Raw genomic sequence first — 19,318 nt, 5'->3', positions numbered from 1 at the left:
GGGCTCCGGTGGGATACATGGGGCGATTCTACCCGCATCCCGCGCCCGTCACCGCCTTGGACAGCGAGGCCCCATCGGGCTAGCATATCGCCTCCCAGCCGTTTACCGGCGCCATCGGTCTACCCAACGTGAGGCCCAGCGACATCCCAAACATCATCAGTGCCTTGCGCCTGGTCGCAGTGATCCCGGTGGTGTGGCTGCTGTTGACCCAACAATTCGGCTGGGCGCTGGTGTTGTTCGCGGTCGCCGGTATCTCCGATGGCGTGGACGGCTTTCTGGCAAAGAGTTACGGCTGGCAGAGCCGCTTGGGCGGCATCCTCGACCCCCTGGCCGACAAGGCCCTGCTGGTGAGCTGTCTACTGGTTTTAGGCTCGATGGGCCTGATCCCGGTGTGGCTGGTGATGGCGGCCATCTTTCGGGACCTGGTGATTGTCGCCGGGGCGCTCCTGTACAACTACCGGGTCGAGGAGCTAGAGGCCGCGCCGACACTGAGCAGTAAGATCAACACCCTGTTTCAGATCGTGCTGGTGATCGCCGCAATTACCGACGCCGGACCCATGCCGATGCCCAACTGGGTGATCACGGCCCTGACCTGGGCCTGTCTCGTCACCATACTGGTGAGCGGCGTGCAGTATGTCCTGGTGTGGTCGGCCAAGGCCCGCACCCACGGTTGGCGGGATGAGTAGGCCATCAGAAACGCAGCCGCACGAAGAGCCGCTCAGGAAGATGACGAATGATGAGCATGATCCAACGCCAGAACCAGGGCGTGTAGATCACGGAGCGACCCCGCTCCATGGCCCGGACGATGTCTTTGGTCACCCGCTCGGGGCTTGCCCACAGCGGCCCCTTGGCGAAGTCAGCGGTCATCGGCGTATCGACAAAACCCGGCTTGACCAGCAGCACCTGCACGCCGCGCCCCTGCAGGCGTTGACGCAACCCGGACATAAAGATTTCCAACGCCCCCTTGGCCGCCCCATAGGCATAGTTGGTTGCCCGACCGCGATCGCCGGCCACCGAGCCGATGGCGACGATCTGGCCGTGGCCCTGTTGCTCAAAGTAGGCAGCGGCCTCGTTGAGTACCACCATGGCGCCCGTGGCGTTCACCGCCAGCGTCTCGCGTAAGAGATTCGCATCCTTGTTCACCCGTGCCTGATCGGGCAGCAGACCTGCCGCGAATAAGACCGTATCCAGCCCCACGAGGGCCTGTGCCGCACGACTGACCAGACCAGCGAGCGCCGGCCCATGGGTTAGGTCCAGCCCCTCCGGCGCAACGCGCGCCGCGCCGCGCACGCGCAGATCGTCCGCGATGGACGCCAGCCGCCCGCCATCCCGGCCGGTAAGATAAAGCATCGCCCCGCGGACGGCTAGCCGCCTGGCCACCTGCTCGCCGATCGCCGACGTGCCGCCCACGATCAAGACTTGCTGCATCGCCATTCCCAGATCCCCCGCATCAGAGTGTCGCCCGCCGCCAAAATCCCGAACTGAAGCCGCGGTCGACAAAGGTCATAAATCGCTCCAACGCCGGGAATGATCGCCGGAACATCGCAGGACCCATCCGCGCATCCTTGGCCGGATAGAGCGCACCGCCCGCTGCGGCAACCACCGCATCCAAGGTGTCGAGCAGTCGCAGCGTGGCTTGGCCCTTAAACGGAAAGTCGAGCGCAATGGTTACCCCGGGGCGCGGAAAGGATAACAGGCCTGGAGACACCCGCCCACCGAAACGCTTGAGTACCGCGAGGAAAGATCCTTCACCGCTGCGGGCGATACGCGCGAGCAGTTCGCGCAGCGCCGGCTCGGCCACGGCGGGCGGCAGCACACACTGATATTGCAGGAAGCCCTTGGGGCCGTAGATGCGGTTCCAATGCCCGATGCCGTCGAGTGGATAGAAAAAGGGGGCGTAGTGGGTAAGTCCAGCGTCCTCGGGCTTGCGGTAATAGAGCGCATTGAAGGCGTCGAGAGTGAGTCGATTGATCAGCGAGAAGGGCGGCGTGACCGGGACACTGAGCCGCCCATGCGCCTTGGGCGGCGTGCCCCTGCCGGCCGCGACCGGGGCGAAACTGCCCTTGAGCAAGATGCCGCGCCCCAGGTTGGCCCCGCGCGCGGCGCAGTCGACCCAGGCGACGGTGAATTCATCGCGCCGGTCGGCCGCCTCCGACAGTGGGAAAAACTCGGCAAGGGCACTGAAGCGCCGACTCTCGGCGTGGAGCCAGGGTCCGGGGATACGGCTCAGTTGGATCTCGACCCAGGCGATGAGCCCGGTGAGCCCCAGACCGCCGATGGTCGCCGCGAACCAGTCAGGCGATTGGGTTGGCGAGCACTCCCGGCGACTGCCGTCCGAGCGTACCAGCTCCAAGGCGCGCACATGACAGCCGAAGGTGCCGGCGCGATGGTGATTCTTCCCATGCACATCATTGGCCACCGCCCCGCCCAGGGTGACGAAGCGGGTGCCGGGGGTGACGGCCAAGAACCAGCCCCGCGGCACCGCCAGATCCAGGACCTCAGACAACAGCACCCCGGCCTCGGCGCGCAGCACGCCGGTGGCTGCACCAAAGGCGATGAACCGGTCCAGGCCGCGCGCCAGCAGCACCTCGCCGCCGTCATTGAGACAGACATCGCCATAGCTGCGGCCGTTACCATAAACCAGCCGCGGATGATCCGACGGGGGCAACGGCGCACGCCGGTCGGTGAGCCGAGTGACCAACGCCGGCGTCGCCTGCGGGTAACGTCCCCAGGACTCGTGTCGGTTCATCACGGTGCAACCCCGACTGTGGCCAGCAGGACAATGCCGGCGGTGAGTGCGCCAATAAGCAGGCTCACATGATCGCGCAAGGCGAACACCACCGGGTCATCGTGCATCTCGCCACGGTGGGTCTTGAACCAGAGCCAACCGATCCAGTAGAGCAGCAACGGACAAACGAACCAGAGCACCTCGGGAGTGGCGTACAGGCGCTGCGCCGGGGCGCTGTCGATATAGAGCGCCAGCACCAGCACACAGGCCAGGCCGGCCCCAGTCCCCAGGGTTTGCACCAACGACAGGTCATCGACATGCCAGCCGCGCCCAGCGGCCGTCAACTCACCGCGCAGCAGCAGCCCGTGCAGTTCGGTGTAACGCTTGCTCAGGGCCAGACTCAGGAAGATGAACATGGAAAACGCCAGCAGCCAGAAGGAGGGCGGAATCGCCACCGCGGCAGCCCCCGCAATGACCCGCACCGTATAGAGCGTGGCCAACAGCATGACATCCAGGATAGGTTTGCGCTTGAGTCCGAAGGAGTAGGCGGTGGTCAGCATGACATACCCAGCCAGCACGAGCGTGAAGACCGGCGGCAAGGCCAGCAGACTCAGCGCCGCGGCGGCCAACAGCAGCAGCGGTGTGAGTAGCAGACCCCAGACCAGCGGCAGATCGCCGGCGGCGAAGGGGCGACGGCACTTGCGCGGGTGGCGCCGATCGGCCGGCAGGTCGAGCAGGTCGTTGAACAGATAGACCGCAGAGGCGGTGAGCCCGAAGGCCAGGAAGGCGAGCGCGGCGGCGAGCAGGCGGGGGCCGTCGGTCGCCGAATGCGCGGCGACTAGCGGCAGGAACAGGAGCAGGTTTTTCACCCATTGATGCGGCCGCAACGCACGCAGCAGCGCCGCCGCCCGACCGTACACGGGTGCGAAGACCCGCTCGACCTCGGCCACGCGACCTGCCGCGCGCGCCAACCCAGGCCCGCCCACCACGATGGCCCGGCGCGCCTCGCGCCACACTGGCAGGTCGGCGGGGCTGTCACCGGCATAGTCGTAGCCTCCTTGGCCGAAGCGGGCAACCAACGCCAACGCCTTGCGCTCGCCCTTGAGATTGTGCCCCTCATCGCTCGCCAACACCGTGTCGAACAGACCCACGCGCGCGGCCACCGCCTCGGCGATCCGCCGATCGGCCGCCGTCGCCAGCACCAGCCGCCGACCGGCCGCACGTTCGGCCCCTAACCAGTCCAGCAAGGGAGTATTGAGCGGCAACCCCGCGACGTCCAGCCGGGCGTGATCGGCCACCCAACCCTTGAAGACGGCACGCCCATGCACACCCAGTGTCAGCGCGCCCTTGACCAAGGCCAGCGGGCGCTCGCGCAGCAGTTCGCACAGCGCTTCGACCAGGCTGTCGGTGCGCAGCAGGGTGCCGTCGAGGTCGATGGCCAACACCACGTCGCTCATCCGCCTGCTACCTCATACTCCGTCATGGAAAAACAAATGCCGTAAGGCACTTGCGAAAGTCCGGACGTGATCGGCGCACGCGGCGCAGAGCGCCTGACACAGGCGTGACACCGCTTGAGCGGGGTCACGAGAAAGAAAATGGAACGCCGCCCCGGCCCTCCCATCAACCAGCCGCAGCGGGGAGCGCCCACCCCCGCCACCGGTACATCCACAGGCCCAGATACTCCTTCAACGCATGGGTGCTGGCGGCCAGTGCCTCGGCATCCGGCAGCCAGCGCAGCAGACTGGGGGGTTCGGGCATCACCTCGAAATCGGTGGGAGCGGCGATCGCCTCGATCCCCACCGCCCGAAAGCACTCCAGCGCGCGCGGCATGTGCAGGGCCGAGGTGACCAGCAACACGCGCTGAAAACCGCGCGCGCGGATCGCGTCGGCACTGTAGAGCGCGTCCTCGCGGGTATTGCGACTGCGCCCCTCCAACAGCACCGCCTGCTCGGGCACGCCTAGGTCGACCAGCAAGGCGCGCGTGGCCTCCGCAACCGAACCACGCTCACCGCTCCAGGGCATCGAGCCACCCGTCACGATCACCCAGGGGGCCTTGCCGGCGCGCACAATCCGCGCCCCCTGCCAGACCCGATCGACCGCCGCGCCCAGGTCCGGATAAGGCCACTGCGGCGGCCCGACGTCGATCCCGCCACCCAACACCACCGCCACATCGGCCAGCGGCAATGCGGTCACTGGATTGTTCGCAAACCGCCCCTCCAACGACAGCCGCAGTGCGTCCGAGACCACCGGTAACGACCAGCCGCCCAACCACAGCACCCCGGCCAGCACCGCCAACCCCCCCGAGCGCCGCCGCCCCACGGCCAACAACGCCAGGGCCAGCAGACACAGGGCGAGCGACAGGCTCAACGGATAGGCCAACTGGGCAATCACCTTGTCGATATAAAGCATGAATAGGGGTGCTCGTCTTTGGTATCACGGGCCGCGCGCGACCGCTGGCGATGGGTGTTTTCCGGCCCAGTCCCAGGCGGTGGCGATGGTGGCCTCGAGGTCGGTGAATTGGGGTTGCCAACCAAGCTCGACACCAGCCAAGGCGGCATCGGCCACCAGTTCCGGTGGATCGCCGGCGCGGCGCGGGCCGACGACGACCGGGATGTCGCACCCGGTCACGCGGCGTGCGGCAGCAAGGACCTCCAGCACTGAATGACCCCGGCCAGTGCCGAGATTATAGGCCGCGGTGGGCGCCCTGCGCTCCAGCGCCGCCAGGGCGCGCAGATGGGCATCCGCCAGGTCGGACACATGGATGTAATCGCGAATACAGGTGCCGTCCGGGGTGGGATAATCGTCCCCGTGGAGCGACACCGGGGCGGCGGGGTCCAGCGCCGCCCGCAGCACCAAGGGGATCAGATGGGTCTCCGGCGTGTGATCCTCGCCGAGGTCGCCGTCCGGGTCGGCCCCGGCGGCATTAAAATAGCGCAAGGCGATGGAGCGCAGACCATAGGCCCGGTCGTAGTCGCGCAGGACCTGTTCGATCATCCGCTTGGAATGACCGTAGGGGTTCACCGGGCGTTGCGGATGGCGCTCGTCGAGCGGGAGGCGCTCCGGCACCCCGTAGGTCGCGCAGGTGCTGGAGAACACCAGGCGCCCGACCGCGGCGGCGCGCAGGGCCGCCAGCAGGCTAAGTGTACCGCCGACGTTATTAGCGTAATATTTGGCGGGATCAGTCACCGATTCGCCGACATAGGCATAGGCGGCAAAATGGATCGCCGCCACCGGGCGGTAACGCGCGATCACCGCCGCCAACCGCGCCCCGTCCAGCAGGTCGCCCCGCTCCAGCGGCCCCCACTGGACCGCCCAGTCGTGGCCGTAAACCAGATTGTCGTAGACCACCGGCAGATAGCCGGCGCGCGCCAGCGCCTTACAGGTGTGGCTGCCGATGTAGCCGGCGCCACCGGTAACAAGGATTGGAGTCATTAATTTCTACGCCTGACGTTGCTTAACTCAATGCTCGGGCAACTGCGGTCGGCGTAGCGGCCCGCGGATGCCGGCAGCGCTGCGGCGAACTGGAAAAACCGGAATACTGCCGCCACCTTGACCTTAGTACAGCGGTTGAGCGCCGGTCCCAGGCCGCCACCCGCCTCCCCCACCAGATTCACCCAAGAGGGCCCACCGGATCCCATGATCGACCTGCACTGCCATTTACTCCCGGGGATCGACGACGGCTCGAACTCGCTCGCCATGTCGCTCGCCATGGCCCGGCTCGCGGTTGCCGAGGGCATCACGACCACCGCCTGCACGCCGCACATCTATCCCAACCTGTTTGAGAACGAGGGCAGCGACATCCGGCGGCGCGTCGCCCGCCTGGCGGATCAGCTCCACGCGGCCGACATCCCGCTCAAGGTCACGCACGGCGCCGATATCCAGATCGTCCCGGAACTCGTCGCGGGTCTGCGCAGCGGCCGGCTGCCCACCTTGAACGGTTCGCGCTACTTCCTGTTCGAGCCGCCGCATGTCGTCGTCCCACTGGCCTTTGAACGCCTCATTGACGACTCACTGGCGGCCGGCTATGTGCCAGTCATCACCCATCCCGAGCGGCTGGGATGGTTGAGCGAGGACACCTATGGCTGGTTTGTGAATGCCGTCTTTGAGGGCGCCTGGATCCAACTCACCGCCGATGCAGTGACCGGACGCTTCGGCAAGGGCGCACGCCGCTGGTCGGAACGCTTGCTCGACGACGGGCTGGTACATCTGCTGGCCAGCGACGCCCACGATGACATCCACCGACCGCCGCGGATCGGTGAGGGGCGCCGCGCGGCCGAACGCTGGGTCGGCGCCGCCGAGGCGCAACGCCTGGTGCATGACCGCCCCCAGGCCATCCTCGACGACCGCGATCCGCTGGGTGTCGCCCCCCCACCGGCACTCGCCGACACCCCCGAACCCGCGGTCGGCGGCTCACGCCTGGGCCGTCTGATGGGGCGTTTTTTCGCCCCGCGCACAACTGGAAACCGGGACCTCCACCGCGTTTTAACTATGGACTGATCGGTGTCGGTGTCGGTGTCGGTGTCGGTGTCGTGCCGCCGCTAGGTGGGATGGTGCCACCGCTACCGCCACCGCCACCGCCAACTGCGGCCACGACGCCACCGATGGCAAGGGTGCCGCCAACGATCAGCCCAGCCGTCGCCGCCGTCGAAAGCCCGCCGACCGTAAGACCGCCAGCCAGCCAAGCGGCACCGCCAGCGCCGGCGCCCGCACCGGCACCCGCGCCAGCCGCGGCACCGGCACCCGCACCGGCACCCGCACCGGCACCACCCGCACCGCCGACGCCGCCAGCACCGGCGCCACCCGCACCGCCGGCACCGCCAGCACCAGCACCACCAGCACCACCAGCACCACCAGCACCACCAGCACCAGCATTTTCCCGGTTAGCGGGAGGCGGCACCACTTGAGCCTGCGCCACTTGCGTGACTTGTTTTTCATTCATGGCGAGGGCCGCGACTCCCCGCAGCTCAGGCCGATATTCGCCCCCGCTACCAAGGGCACAGGGACTGCGCACCCCCACATTGAGGATCAAGTCTTCGCCGAGCTCAAATTGGCAGGTATCCGCGAACTGAAGCAGGGCCTTGCCCCCTTCCATGACCATCAGCCGATCCCCGACATGCACTGACATACCCTCGGTTCCGGGCACATACAGCGGACCGGCGGAGATCATCGTGGTGCCCTTGACCGGCAGGAGTCGACCCACGACATCCGCCGCGCCCGCCGGTCCGAACGCACAGGCCAGACTCACCGCCGCACCCATCGCGGCCAATAACCCTTGAGATTTCAACATGCGCAAGACCCTCAATCAAACAATATGTTGGCACAAACACTTGCCGCTCTGAAACGCAAGTCCCATCCAATCGGCCAGGTATCAACCTTCAAGCGTCAAGGAGCAAGGCACAAGGCACAAGGCACAAGGCACAGCGCGGATCGATCGGCCAGCCTCCCGATCAATGACCACCAGGCTTCTTCTCGGCGGCCTGCTCCTCTGCCCGCAGCCCCTCAATGCTCGCCCGCGCCTCGGGCGACAGGCCGTCGATACGCCGAATCGACATGTCGTCGAACCAGAGTTCGCCATCGGTCAGGGTCTTGTCCAGCCCCGACGCATCGGCTGAAACCAGTCGAATTTCCTGATAGAGACAGTCGCCGGGCACCTCAATCTCGAACCTGAACGGCGTCCAGGGCTCGGCACCAAAGATGCGCGCGCTCTCGCCAAGCAGGGTTTGAGCAGGAGCGCGACAGCGCACCACCCACCGGAAGCCGCCCTCAGACATCAGGTCCCGACTACGGAACGACCCCGCCACCGCATAGGCCCCAGCGCTCAGGAACAACGGCTGGGCCAGTTGGTCGAAGGGCTCCCGCAAGAGCCGAAAGCGCAAGCGCAAGGCCTGACGGTCGTCCCCCTCGGCGTGGGCAGGCGCGATCTCCGCCCGATCGACCTTGCCGACCTGCCAATCAAAGCCCAGTCCAGTCAAAGACCCCTCGAAGCCACCGTTGAACAATGGCCCCAGCCGTTGTCGCTGTTCCGCATTCAAGCTGTTGGCCCAGGCCAGATAGGCCTCCTCGATCAGCCCATCGCGCAGCAGGCGCTCAAAATAGGCCTGACGCTCGGGGTAAGTCAAGGGTACCTCGGTCGACTCGCGCCGCATCCGGTAGAGCTGGCGAACGCTCTCCACGGTTTCGGCACGTTTCGCCGTATCCGTGAAAAACGTATTCCACCAAGGGGGCGGCGCGCGCGTCAACGACGCAAAGGCATCGTGCATCGCGGGCTCCTTCAGCAGTTGCCGAAAGGTCGCGAACAGCGCGGATGACAACCGGGGATTGGCCTCTAGTGCCAGCGCCCAGTGTTGGAACGCCCGCTGCGGCTGGCCCCGTTCCAACCAATAGCGGCCCAGGTCCTGCTGCACCCAGGGATCGACCGGGCGCAGCACGCCCGCCTGCTCCACCAGCGCGTCGGCGCGCCCCGACTCACCGCGCCCCAGCGCAATCCCAGCCAGCATTACCAGCGCACGCTGATCGGTCGGATTGTGCAGATAGGCAGCGGCCAGCAGGCGCTCGGCTGCCCCACCATCGCGTCGCAGCGACCCGACCCCCAGCCGATACAGTGCCGCCGCCTGTCCAGGATACCAGTCGAGCGCCTGACGCGCTGCGGCCTCGCCGACGGTGTCCAGGGTCCCCACCGCACGGCCGGCCACACCCACGGCCGTGATCCGCCAGGCCAAGGCGGCCAGGCCTAGTAGCAGGACAGCTCGCCACAGACTCTGCCGGGAACCCATCATTTCAGCGGATACCGGCCGGCCCATGACTAGGGTCGCGGCGGCACATCAAACCGACTCCAGTTCGCGGGCCGATTGCCCATAGCCATACATGTACTGATAGTTGTATTTATAGCCATAGCCATAGCCATAGCCATAGCCATAGCCGCCACCGCTCCGGCCCACCTTCTGCAAGACCGCGCCAAGCACCCGCGCCTGACTCGCGCGCAGCCGTTTCATACTGTCCGCCAGCGCCACCTTGCGCGTCTGCCCCTGTTCGACCACAAAGAGTGTCGCCCCCGCGAGACTCGCCAGGATCGGGGCATCGGCGAGCCCCAACACGGGCGGACTGTCGATAAAGACATAGTCGAACCGCTCGGCCGCCAACCGCAGGAGCTCCGACATCTTGCGGCTCGACAGCAGCTCAACCGGGTTGGGCGGCAGCGGACCACTGGTGACGACAAACATCCCCTCCGTATCGGCGACCTGGACGATCTCGGCGGGCTGGATATCGGACACCAGAAAATTGCTCAAACCCTGACTGTTGGGCAGGTCAAAGAGACGGTGCAGCGACGGATTGCGCAGATCGGCATCGATACAAAGCACGGTCGCCCCGCTGCGCGCAAACGCCAGCGCGGCGCAGACGGTCGCGGTGGTCTTGCCCTCGCCCGGGGCTGAACTGGTGAAATGAAGGACCTTGGGTGCCCCCTGCGCGGTGGCAAACAGCAGCGTGGCGCGTAGCGAACGACCGGCCTCCGCCGACGGGGCCTTGGGGTCTCCCAATACCGTCATCGATAACTGGCCCCCGGCATCGCGCGTCGACCGCTTCTCGCCAACGAATGGGATGCTACCCAGGATCGGCGCACCCACCAGCCTTTCCACTTCCTCGGCGGATTTGACTGAATCATCGAGTTGTTCGAGCAGGACGATGAGCAAGACCCCAAGGCCCAGCCCCAGGCCCAGCGCCACGATCAAATTCAGCTTCAAGTTCGGTGTATAGGGGAAGTCGGGCACGCTGGCCAGGTCCAGGATCGACACATTGTCGCTGCCCACATTGGCGACGATCCCGGCCTCCTTGATCCGCTCCATCAGGCCGGCATAGACCGACTCGAGCGCCATGTGTTCGCGTTTGAGCGCTTGATAGTCGGCGGTCTGATCGCGAATCGCCATCAGCGCATCCCGGGCCTGCGCCACCCGTCGCTCGGTCCCCTCCTTCTCGCGTTTGATCGCCTGATAAGTCACCTCGACACCCTTGGCGATCGCATTCTGTTCGTCCTTGAGCTGCTGGTCGATCGCATCGATCTGACTGCGCAACTGCACCATCTGCGGATAATCGGGCAGAAACACCTGGAGTTTGAGCTGATACTCATCCTCGAGCTGACCGCGGCGGGTCTTTAACTGCTGAATCACCAGGCTGTTGAGGAAGTCCTCGCCGGAATGGCCACCGGACTCGCGCATGGTGACGAATTTCGACTCGGCCTGAAACAACCGTTGCTCGGCGTCGAACAGTTGGGCCTTGAGTTGACTGTACTCCTTCTCTTTATATTCCAAAAGGTTATCCAGATTGACCAGGTCCTTGCCGCGCGCATAGGCAATGAGTCGATGTTCCATGTCCTCGAGTTCGGCGCGAGTCTTACGGACCTGGGCATCATAAAAGGCCTGCGTCTTGGTCGAATCTTGAAAGCGCTGCTCGCCGTGGAGCATCACATAGGTCTTGACCACCGCATTGACCAGGGCGGCGGCGCGCCGGGGATCCCCATCGTCGATGGAGAGGCTCAACATATTCGTATCTGGAATAGGCACGATCTTCAGTCCGCCCCGGATCGCCCGCTCGAGCGCCGCCCGCTGAACGACCTGAGGATCATCCGCGGGGGTAGCGGACAGCTCGGCCGGCGAGCGGCCCTGGAGCCGCGCGAACCAGCCTGCCATTTGTGTCTTCAGCTCGGCAAAAAAACCCCCTGCATCGGTACCACCGGCCGCCTTCGGCGGAGCGATCCCGAAACTCTTGGCCACCCGTTGCGCCAGCGCGGCGCTTTTCAAGATCTGAATCTGATCGCCGGCAAAGTTTTGTGAACTGACAAAGGACGAGTAGTCCTTATAGCCGAATGGATTGCTCGCCGGCGGCCGCGCCTCCACCACCGCGGTGGCACGATAGATCGGCGTCTGCCGAATGGTGAAGGCGAGACCGCCGATCAGCGCCAGGATCGCCGAGAACACCAGCAACCATTTGCGATGGACGAGGATCGCCAGATAGCGGCGCAGGTCCAACGGCGGTTCATCATCCATCAGGCCCGGGGCGAACGGATGGATCGCGGCCAGTGAGTGCGGTGCGGGTCCGCGTCCGCCTGGAATCGCCTGGAGCGGATAACCAGGCCCCGCATCGGGATGCTGCGTCGACATAGATTAAGCAATCTTCACAAAAAGAGCTCAGGGTGGAAGTATACGGGCTGGCCCGCGGCCCCGACCACCTCGATCGTCGGGTCGACCACGATGGGGCAGCGCGGCGCCCCGCCGCGAGCAGCCCCGCGATGACCAACGCGCGGGCAAGGCGGGATCAGCAAGGCCGGCGAGACGACCGATCTTTAGGGTAACGGGATAAAGGGCCTCACCCAGGTCTGTAGGACATTGGCAATCGGGCTGAAGAAGAGCGCGACACCCGAGGCCGGAACATAGATCCGATCGGCCCCCACCACCAGCGGATCGTGCAGTTTGCCGTCGAGGATCGCCTGATAATCGATCACATAGGCGGTCACGCGCTCATCGCCTGACGCCCGACCGGGTTCGTTGCCACGGTACAGCACCACCTGCCCTTTCTTGCCCATCGGCGATACCCCGCCGGCCTGCGCCAGGATGTCGCTCAGGGTCTTGCGTCCCTGGATCGGCTGCACGCCCTGTTTGCCCACCCAACCCGAGACGGTCACGTTGAGACTGGCCGAACTCTTGACATAGACGGTCACCCGGGGGTCACGCAGATAGCGACCGGCGAGCTGCCGGACGATCGCGGCCTCCGCCTCGTTCGGCGTCAGACCGCTGACCGACACCGGGCCGATCAGCGGGAGTACGATCAGGCCCTGCAGGTTGACGTCGGCGTCGGCCGACAGCTCAGGTACGCCGAACACGTCCACCCGCAAGGTGTCGTAAGGACCGATGCGATAGATGAGGTCCGCGGGATTTGGGTCCGGCGGCGGGCCGACCACGGCCGGCATCATCTGGGCACCCGGTGGCGGCGGCTGCACCGCCTGCCCCGCGACCGTCGCGGTCGCAGCACCCACGGTCGACGTCTCGCCCCAGTGCGCGGACCCGGGGTGCGTCTCACAGCCCAGGAGCAGGACCAGCCATCCGCCCAGCATCAGTAAGCCAAGGCTGCGCCAGGTCCGCAGAAAAGTTATGATTCGTGTAGTGGGCATGCGCAGGGGAGAGGCGGACAATAGCTGATTCATGTGCAACGAACGTTGGCTATCAGTGAACACAGCAGGCTAACATCAAACCGTCCGGATTGACCATCGCCCCTTTGGTGTCCGTTACCCTTGAACGGAGCCCCAGTGCCCAGGCATTTTCACGGTTTATTAACGCGCACCCCTCTCAGAGCACCCATCTTGACGTCAGACACACGCTCGCTTCACGGCCCCACGGCAGGTCTTGGCACCAACCTCATCCAGGCTGTACTCGCCATCCTGATCCTGGTGGCCCCGCTCTTGAGCGGCGGGATCGAGCCACTGCCACGCCTGCTGCTGGAGTGGCTCGGACTCATCCTGATCGGACTGGCGCTCTGGCAACCACCGCAGCGCGCCGGGTTGAGCACGGTCGAAGGCGTCCTCTTGGGCGCACTGTTCTTGCTCCCCGTCCTTTATCTGGTCCCCTGGCCGGACTGGCTACTCGTACACCTGAGCGGACGCGAGCGCTATCGCAACGCCATCGCCCTGGTCGCCGGCCAGGGTCTGGAGGCCGGGCGTACACTCTCGATACATCCATTCGCGACCGAGACCGCCTGGCTCACCACCCTCATCCCGATCGGTATCTACCTGGGGACGCGCACGCTCGCCGAAGGCCAGGCCCGGCGCCTAGTCTATCTGTTATTCGCCGCCGCGCTGCTCCAGGTGCTGATCGGCCTGTTCCAGTTCGCCGGCGAAAGCACCGGGGTCGACTACGGGATCGCCGGGCTGGCCCCTTTGAGCCACATCGCCTCCGGGACCTTCCGCAATCGCGATCATCTCGCCGGCATGCTCGAGATGGTGTTCCCGCTCGCGCTCGCACTCTTCCTGTTCCACCTCGGGCGCACCCCGCGCCATGACCGCCCCAGCCGCAGCCGGCGCCAGCGGCTGATCGGGATGTTGCGGGCCGGCGGGCGCCCCAGCCAGGCCCTGGTCCTGCTCGCCATGCTGTTGCTGGTCGGCATCGTGCTCACCCGCTCGCGCAGCGGTATCGTCCTGGCGATGCTCGGGATCGTCCTCACCGCGAGTCTCTTCGCCCGCTACGTCGGCAGCCGTGAGACCTTCGGCATGGTCGGACGGCTCCTGACCCTGGCCGTCGGTTTCGCCGCCGCACTCGGGCTCGCCCCGGTGCTCGATCGGTTCTCCACGAGCGCCCTGGTCGCCGACGCGCGTTGGTCGATCGCCACCACCACCTTCGATGGCGCCGGCCGGCTGCTCCCGCTCGGCAGCGGGCCCGGCACCTACCCGGACGCCTACCTGATCAACCAGCCCATAGAGTTGGGACAATGGTTCATCCCGCACGCGCATAACGACTATCTCGAGGCGCTCTACGAGACCGGCCTGTGGGCGCCCGCGCTGCTCGTGCTCTTCCTGGGGCTCGGCGCGCGCCAGTGGTCGCGACTGATGGACGGGGTCGAGTGGTCGGAGTTTCGCTGTATTCAGATCGGCGCCGGGGTCGGGCTGACCCTCCTGCTCGGCCACAGCCTCACCGACTACAACCTCCACACCCCCGCCAATCTTGGCTATTTCGCCTTCCTGGCCGGCCTGTTTTTCGCCCCACCCGGGCGCCTACCGGTGACTCACGGCAAGCAGCGGCGCGAGCGCCGCACCAGGACCATGCAGGCGATGGCGAGCGCGCCGACGACGCCTCGTGCATTAGATGCACCGGTCGCCGATCGTCGGCCGCGCAACCCATTCGACGCCTGAGCGAGCGCTTGCACCGTGAACCAACCGCCCGCACCGCCGATCGGCCCCAACGACCTCCCGACAACGCGGGCGGCGACCGCCGCGGCCCTCGCGGCACTGCATGAGCGCCTGCCCCGACTCCTGTTAGCAGCACCGCGGGACGCCCACGCCGCCGCGACCCTGACGCGGCTCACCCGACAGATCGCCAGCTACCTGGAGCAGGTCGGGCGGCAGTTGGCAGCGGCGGCCCCGGCCAGCGCCGAGGCCGACGGCGGCGCACCGCGGCAGGCGGCGGCTGACGACACACTCGCCCGTACCCGCAGCGAAGCCGAGCAACTGCTTGCCCTGCTCGATGGCTTCCTGGCGGCCCCCGATGCCGAACCGCACCGCCGGTTACTCGAAGACACCGTCATCCGGATCACCGGAACCCAGCCGGCGCGGCCGAGCGATTGGCCCGACCCGCCCCCGGCACCGGCACAGACACCGGCCCACCTGCCGACGAGCACGGCCACCGGCGAGGCGCCGCGCCTGGAGATTCACCGGCTCGACTCCGCCGAGCGCGACTGGTGGCAAGGCCAGCTCGAGGCCCTGCGGCGCCGGACCAACCTGGCACTGCTCCTGGCCATCATCGCCTCCGCCGCGCTGGCCGCCCATTGGCTCGATGACGCCCCCCTCCCCCGCCCCAGGCCCGCGGCACCAACCGCCGCGGATCCTGCGGCTTCGGCCCAACCGCCACCGGCCTGGCGCCCCGATCCGGCCGCCCCCGATCGCCGACCAGCCCCCGAGCGCCCCGAGCGGTTGGCCGAGCTAGAGGTGCAAGTGCTGCGACTCACCGCGCGGCTCGACGCTCTGGAGACACCCCAGGTCGCCGCAGATCGGCCGCCGCCTCACGAAGAACAGCAGGCGACCACCGACCCACCCGCACCGCCCCCGGCACCGGCGCTGGCTCAACCGGTCCCGGACCCGCCGGCCGCGGCCGACCAACCGAGTTTGGAGCAAGTCAGTTATGGCATCCAGATCGCCGCCGTGCCCCGCCGCGACCTCCGCGCATTCATCGCAGAGCACGCGCTTGACCCGCAGCGCATCCATATCGAGACCACCCGCGCCGGGGTCATCATAATCTCCGGCCTATTCACCGATAAGGCCCAAGCGCGCGAGGCGCTCAACGCCCTCCCAGCCAACCTGAAACGGCTGCGCCCATTTGTCCGCACCTTCGCGCCCGGCAAACAACCGCCCGTCATCGCGTCCGAACCCCTCGGGCAACTCCGGTAGGAGCGGCCCCAGGCCGCGACGGATCACGGTGAGATTTTATGATCCGATGAATCATCAAGACGTTAAGAAGGGACACACGCCCAGCGACCTTGAGCATGATTCCGGTAGCAGCCTCTCACCCGGCGCTCGTCACACCGCGCGAGCGGTGTCACTCAGGTACCGCGCGCTCTGCGCCAAGGGTGTCGGTGGCCGCATCGATGATCGCGGCCGCCCAGCGCCGCACCCCAAACCGATCTGTTATTCGACAGCCCTGAAAATAAACCTGCTTCTCGCCCCATAGTTCCAGAAAAACACACCGCCGGTCGCCGCCATCTTGGCTAACAGAACATCCACCGGCGTATATTGAATCAACACCCACAGGACGGCCTGATTGATCGCCAGGCCGACGGCACTGACAACGAACACCAGCAGCACCTCGTGGTGGCTAGCGAACCTGACACCACTGTCAAAGACATAACGAATGGACAGAAAGTAATTGACCGCCGTCGCCAGCCCAAAGCTCACAACGGCTACCGGAAACCAGGGCAGCCCAACCCCCTTGACCAACAGCCCAAACAGCCCGATATCGACGGCAGCCGCCGCGCCGCCGACAAAAAAATAGCGGAAAACTCTCATCGCAGTAGATTGTATTTAAAGATACAGACCAAGGCCCGTACCCCATCGCGCCAACCGATCTTCTTGCCTTCGGCGTAAGTACGGCCATAGTAAGAAATGCCTACCTCGTAGATCCGGCATCCCGTCTTCGCGATTTTGGCGGTGATTTCAGGCTCGAAGCCAAAGCGATTTTCCTCGATCTCGATCCCCTGGACGATTTCACGGCGGAAGGCCTTGTAGCAGGTTTCCATATCCGTCAAATCCAAATTCGTGAACATATTCGACATCAGCGTCAAGAAGCCATTGCCGACACGGTGCCAGAAATAGACCACGCGATGCGCATTCCCACCCATAAAGCGCGAACCGTAGACCACATCCGCTTTTCCATCCAGAATGGGCTTGAGAACGATTGGATACTCTTGCGGATCATATTCCAGATCCGCGTCCTGGACGATGACGATGTCGCCCGTGGCCGCCTTGAAACCAGTCCGCAGGGCCGCGCCTTTCCCCTGATTCATTTCATGATAGAGAATCTGATTGACCTTGGGCGCGATTCTTTCACGTAAGACATCGCGTGAGCCATCGTCCGAGCAGTCGTCCACCACGATGATTTCCTTATCGGGATAGGCCGACTGACGCACCGCGTCGACGATCGACTCGATCGTGTCCCGCTCGTTATAACAGGGAATGACAATCGTGAGTTTCATGGTATCGGAACCCGTTGCGATGAAGCATCCAGCGCCGCCCGCGCGGCGCTCGTAATATTCCGACGCGACATACGTCGCGGCCGGGGGCCGCCCCTACCGCCGTAGGAGCGGCCCCCGGCCGCGACGAGCTCCCACAAGTATATCTCTCAGTCAGTACGAACGCGCAGAATAGAGAGGCCAGCCAGAACGACGATCAAGCCCGCTCCATAGACTGGACAAGTATTCGCAGACACCAAACCCTGTGGCGTTTGGGAGCGCCGACATTCTGTCGGCGACGGCGCGAAGCGCCGTTGGGTCCTCACGAAAACAACGCCCCTTGCGCTTAACCGCGAAACCGCGAACCTCCGGCGGCGCGTTGGCCGACAGAATGTCGGCGCTCCCAGGCGCTAGCGTACACGACACGACACGACACCGATTCTTGCCCAGTCTCTCCAGCGGAGTCACGCATGTGTGAGGCGCTCTGCGCCGGGAGCGCCGGCGGCCGGAGTTATGATCAAGAACCGATGATCAAGGTCAGCCCCCGACAGCCGCTGAGTTTCGACGCCAATCAGCTCGACCCTTGCCGATCGACTCTCTATCGCTGGCCATATCGAACTTGATAACAACACACTTTTCAGCAACAAAAGCAAACCAAAACAACAACCAGGGAACAACGATATAGAGCTGCCGCGGATAAGCGCTCACCAGAGTGGTCAAAAATAGATAGACTAGAATAAGAGTAACGACAAAGCCTATTTCGAGCGGAATATTTTTGAAGTTATAGATCGTGGCGATTATAGAAAAAATCATCATCGTCAAAATAATGCTATTCGGAGGAAACCTAACTAAAGTCTCTTCCCGCTGATAAATGTAGCTATTCGGAACTCCAAAAAAAAGACGGCCGACATTCGACAGGCAATTCCTTAGGTACTTTACCGGATGGGTCAATATATTATTGATTGCGATCCGCTTAAGCGCATCGTCGCGTTCTACCCCCCTAAATTGACTCACGTAATCAATATCTGCCTGATGGTTTTTCGCAAAGCTGGCAGCGTTACATAAGGCACTTGCAGCGGAACCGCAATTCGCGGTAAACGACTCATTATTCCAATCGCCAAACTCACCCTCGAACGGCGTACTCATCCAATAGAGCGAAAGCCCTCCGGAGTTACCGAAATATAGCGCCTTACCAGTTAGGCTATAAGTATAAAATAGATACGGGACGTTGACAGCAAAGGCCAGCGAAAGAATGAAAAGTAATTTTTTATTCTTAGCGGGCTCGATCTTAAAAAAAAATAATAAAAATGAAATAAAAAGCAAAATCACTATCACATAACCAAAAATGATCTTGGTCAGCGCCAGGTAGCCAATAACCACACCCAGCAAAAACTGAAAACCTATAGCCGAGCCGGACTTGAACGATTTCGCAACCAGGTAAACGACAAGCGCAGTCAAAAATGAAGCAAGAGGCTCGGTCGAAATAGAGTAGAGCTCTTGATAAGAAACATAATAGCACGCCCACAAGAAAGAAAAAAACAAAGCTTTCTGTCGCGACGCATATTCCTTAACAGCATAAAACAACAAAATAATCGAAAAATACTGAAAAAACGCATTCGCCAAGGTCATGGAGACCAAAGGCATCTTAAAAAAAACAAAAGGCATCAAGAAAACCGGATATCCAGGGCCACTCCACAAGTTAATATCAGGCGCGGGCGCCGAATAGAAACCGTTTAATAAATTATTTGCGAATTCATTATACCTCGCGCCATCGCCGTGCATCGCGTCAGCATGAAACGACAGCACAATAAGAACAAATAAAAACAAAAAAGGCAGAAAGATCAACCAAGGAGAACTGTGTAAATAAATTTGCCAAAACCTTTTCATCGTACACCCAAGCTGTCAGCACTATGATTTTTCGTCCTTGATCGTCGTGCCGGCCAACGAAGGTCTATCCTCAACCGGAGGTCGAGGCTTTAGCCGGTGGCGGTTCCCGACCTAACCAAGGAAAACCAGTCGTGCCTGCGCGCCGGACCGGCTAACGGCCATGGAAGGTGTGCCTGCCACCCCTGAACATGAAAGTGTGTCAGGCTAACGGGGCACTCCTGCGCTCTCCTGTCGTTTTTGCGTGAAAAATACTTCAGCGACATTGGCTTGCGACGACTTTCACGG

The 19,318-nt window shown here is 63.9% G+C and carries 16 protein-coding genes; 4 read left to right on the top strand and 12 right to left on the bottom strand.

Going from position 1 to position 19,318, the window contains the following annotated elements; all coding sequences use genetic code 11:
- Nucleotides 1–128: 128 nt before the first annotated feature.
- Nucleotides 129–686, top strand: coding sequence for a CDP-alcohol phosphatidyltransferase family protein (locus QZX93_RS07980; protein ID WP_295384910.1), 558 nt, complete (start codon nt 129–131; stop codon nt 684–686).
- Between the two features lie 4 nt (nt 687–690).
- Here QZX93_RS07980 and QZX93_RS07975 read toward each other — a convergent pair whose 3' ends face one another.
- The 5 genes from QZX93_RS07975 to galE form a co-directional block, all read right to left on the bottom strand.
- Entirely contained in the window at nt 691–1,428 is a 738-nt protein-coding gene (locus QZX93_RS07975) for an SDR family oxidoreductase (protein ID WP_295394500.1), read from the bottom strand.
- Between the two features lie 22 nt (nt 1,429–1,450).
- A complete protein-coding gene (locus QZX93_RS07970) occupies nt 1,451–2,749 on the bottom strand; it encodes an FAD-binding oxidoreductase (RefSeq protein ID WP_295384906.1) in 1,299 nt (432 codons plus the stop codon).
- Nucleotides 2,749–4,185 (bottom strand): UbiA family prenyltransferase, encoded by a 1,437-nt coding sequence (locus tag QZX93_RS07965; RefSeq protein ID WP_295384905.1) that lies wholly within the window; start codon nt 4,183–4,185, stop codon nt 2,749–2,751. Before QZX93_RS07965 ends, QZX93_RS07970 begins: the two co-directional genes overlap by 1 nt.
- Nucleotides 4,186–4,348: 163 nt before the next feature.
- Nucleotides 4,349–5,137 carry a YdcF family protein gene (locus tag QZX93_RS07960; RefSeq protein WP_295384903.1) on the bottom strand — a complete coding sequence of 263 codons (789 nt, stop codon included), beginning with the start codon at nt 5,135–5,137 and terminating at the stop codon, nt 4,349–4,351.
- A gap of 24 nt (nt 5,138–5,161) precedes the next feature.
- Nucleotides 5,162–6,160: a UDP-glucose 4-epimerase GalE gene (gene galE, locus QZX93_RS07955; protein ID WP_295384901.1), complete on the bottom strand. Its 999-nt coding sequence runs from the start codon at nt 6,158–6,160 to the stop codon at nt 5,162–5,164.
- Nucleotides 6,161–6,364: 204 nt separating this feature from the next.
- Here galE and QZX93_RS07950 point away from each other — a divergent pair, with 204 nt between their 5' ends.
- The gene (locus QZX93_RS07950; protein ID WP_295384900.1) at nt 6,365–7,225 is read left to right on the top strand and encodes a CpsB/CapC family capsule biosynthesis tyrosine phosphatase; all 861 of its coding nucleotides are present in this window, start codon (nt 6,365–6,367) and stop codon (nt 7,223–7,225) included.
- A 126-nt stretch (nt 7,226–7,351) separates the two neighbouring features.
- Here the strand turns inward: QZX93_RS07950 and QZX93_RS07945 are convergent, their stop codons facing one another.
- The 4 genes from QZX93_RS07945 to QZX93_RS07930 all read right to left on the bottom strand — a co-directional run bounded on the left by QZX93_RS07945 (nt 7,352) and on the right by QZX93_RS07930 (nt 12,830).
- Nucleotides 7,352–7,663 carry a hypothetical protein gene (locus tag QZX93_RS07945; RefSeq protein WP_295384899.1) on the bottom strand — a complete coding sequence of 104 codons (312 nt, stop codon included), beginning with the start codon at nt 7,661–7,663 and terminating at the stop codon, nt 7,352–7,354.
- A 512-nt stretch (nt 7,664–8,175) separates the two neighbouring features.
- Entirely contained in the window at nt 8,176–9,504 is a 1,329-nt protein-coding gene (locus tag QZX93_RS07940; protein WP_295384897.1) for a hypothetical protein, read from the bottom strand.
- Between the two features lie 45 nt (nt 9,505–9,549).
- Entirely contained in the window at nt 9,550–11,880 is a 2,331-nt protein-coding gene (locus QZX93_RS07935; protein ID WP_295384895.1) for a polysaccharide biosynthesis tyrosine autokinase, read from the bottom strand.
- Between the two features lie 182 nt (nt 11,881–12,062).
- Nucleotides 12,063–12,830, bottom strand: a complete 768-nt coding sequence (locus tag QZX93_RS07930; RefSeq protein WP_295384893.1) for a polysaccharide biosynthesis/export family protein — start codon at nt 12,828–12,830, stop codon at nt 12,063–12,065.
- A 246-nt stretch (nt 12,831–13,076) separates the two neighbouring features.
- On the opposite strand from QZX93_RS07930, the gene QZX93_RS07925 reads away from it, so the two are divergent.
- Both QZX93_RS07925 and QZX93_RS07920 read left to right on the top strand, forming a co-directional pair.
- On the top strand, nt 13,077–14,618 hold the full coding sequence (locus QZX93_RS07925) for an O-antigen ligase family protein (protein ID WP_295384891.1): 1,542 nt from the start codon (nt 13,077–13,079) through the stop codon (nt 14,616–14,618).
- 15 nt (nt 14,619–14,633) lie between these two features.
- A complete protein-coding gene (locus QZX93_RS07920) occupies nt 14,634–15,869 on the top strand; it encodes an SPOR domain-containing protein (RefSeq protein ID WP_295384889.1) in 1,236 nt (411 codons plus the stop codon).
- 237 nt (nt 15,870–16,106) lie between these two features.
- Here the strand turns inward: QZX93_RS07920 and QZX93_RS07915 are convergent, their stop codons facing one another.
- The 3 genes from QZX93_RS07915 to QZX93_RS07905 form a co-directional block, all read right to left on the bottom strand.
- Entirely contained in the window at nt 16,107–16,484 is a 378-nt protein-coding gene (locus QZX93_RS07915) for a GtrA family protein (RefSeq protein WP_295384887.1), read from the bottom strand.
- Nucleotides 16,481–17,170, bottom strand: coding sequence for a glycosyltransferase family 2 protein (locus tag QZX93_RS07910; RefSeq protein ID WP_295384884.1), 690 nt, complete (start codon nt 17,168–17,170; stop codon nt 16,481–16,483). Before QZX93_RS07910 ends, QZX93_RS07915 begins: the two co-directional genes overlap by 4 nt.
- Nucleotides 17,171–17,683: 513 nt before the next feature.
- Nucleotides 17,684–18,991 carry a hypothetical protein gene (locus QZX93_RS07905; RefSeq protein WP_295394498.1) on the bottom strand — a complete coding sequence of 436 codons (1,308 nt, stop codon included), beginning with the start codon at nt 18,989–18,991 and terminating at the stop codon, nt 17,684–17,686.
- Nucleotides 18,992–19,318 lie beyond the last annotated feature (327 nt).

Source organism: uncultured Thiodictyon sp., assembly GCF_903946935.1.
Lineage (GTDB): Bacteria > Pseudomonadota > Gammaproteobacteria > Chromatiales > Chromatiaceae > Thiodictyon.
The sequence above is the reverse complement of the archived record's forward strand: the minus strand, read 5'-3'. Positions and strand labels throughout refer to the sequence as shown.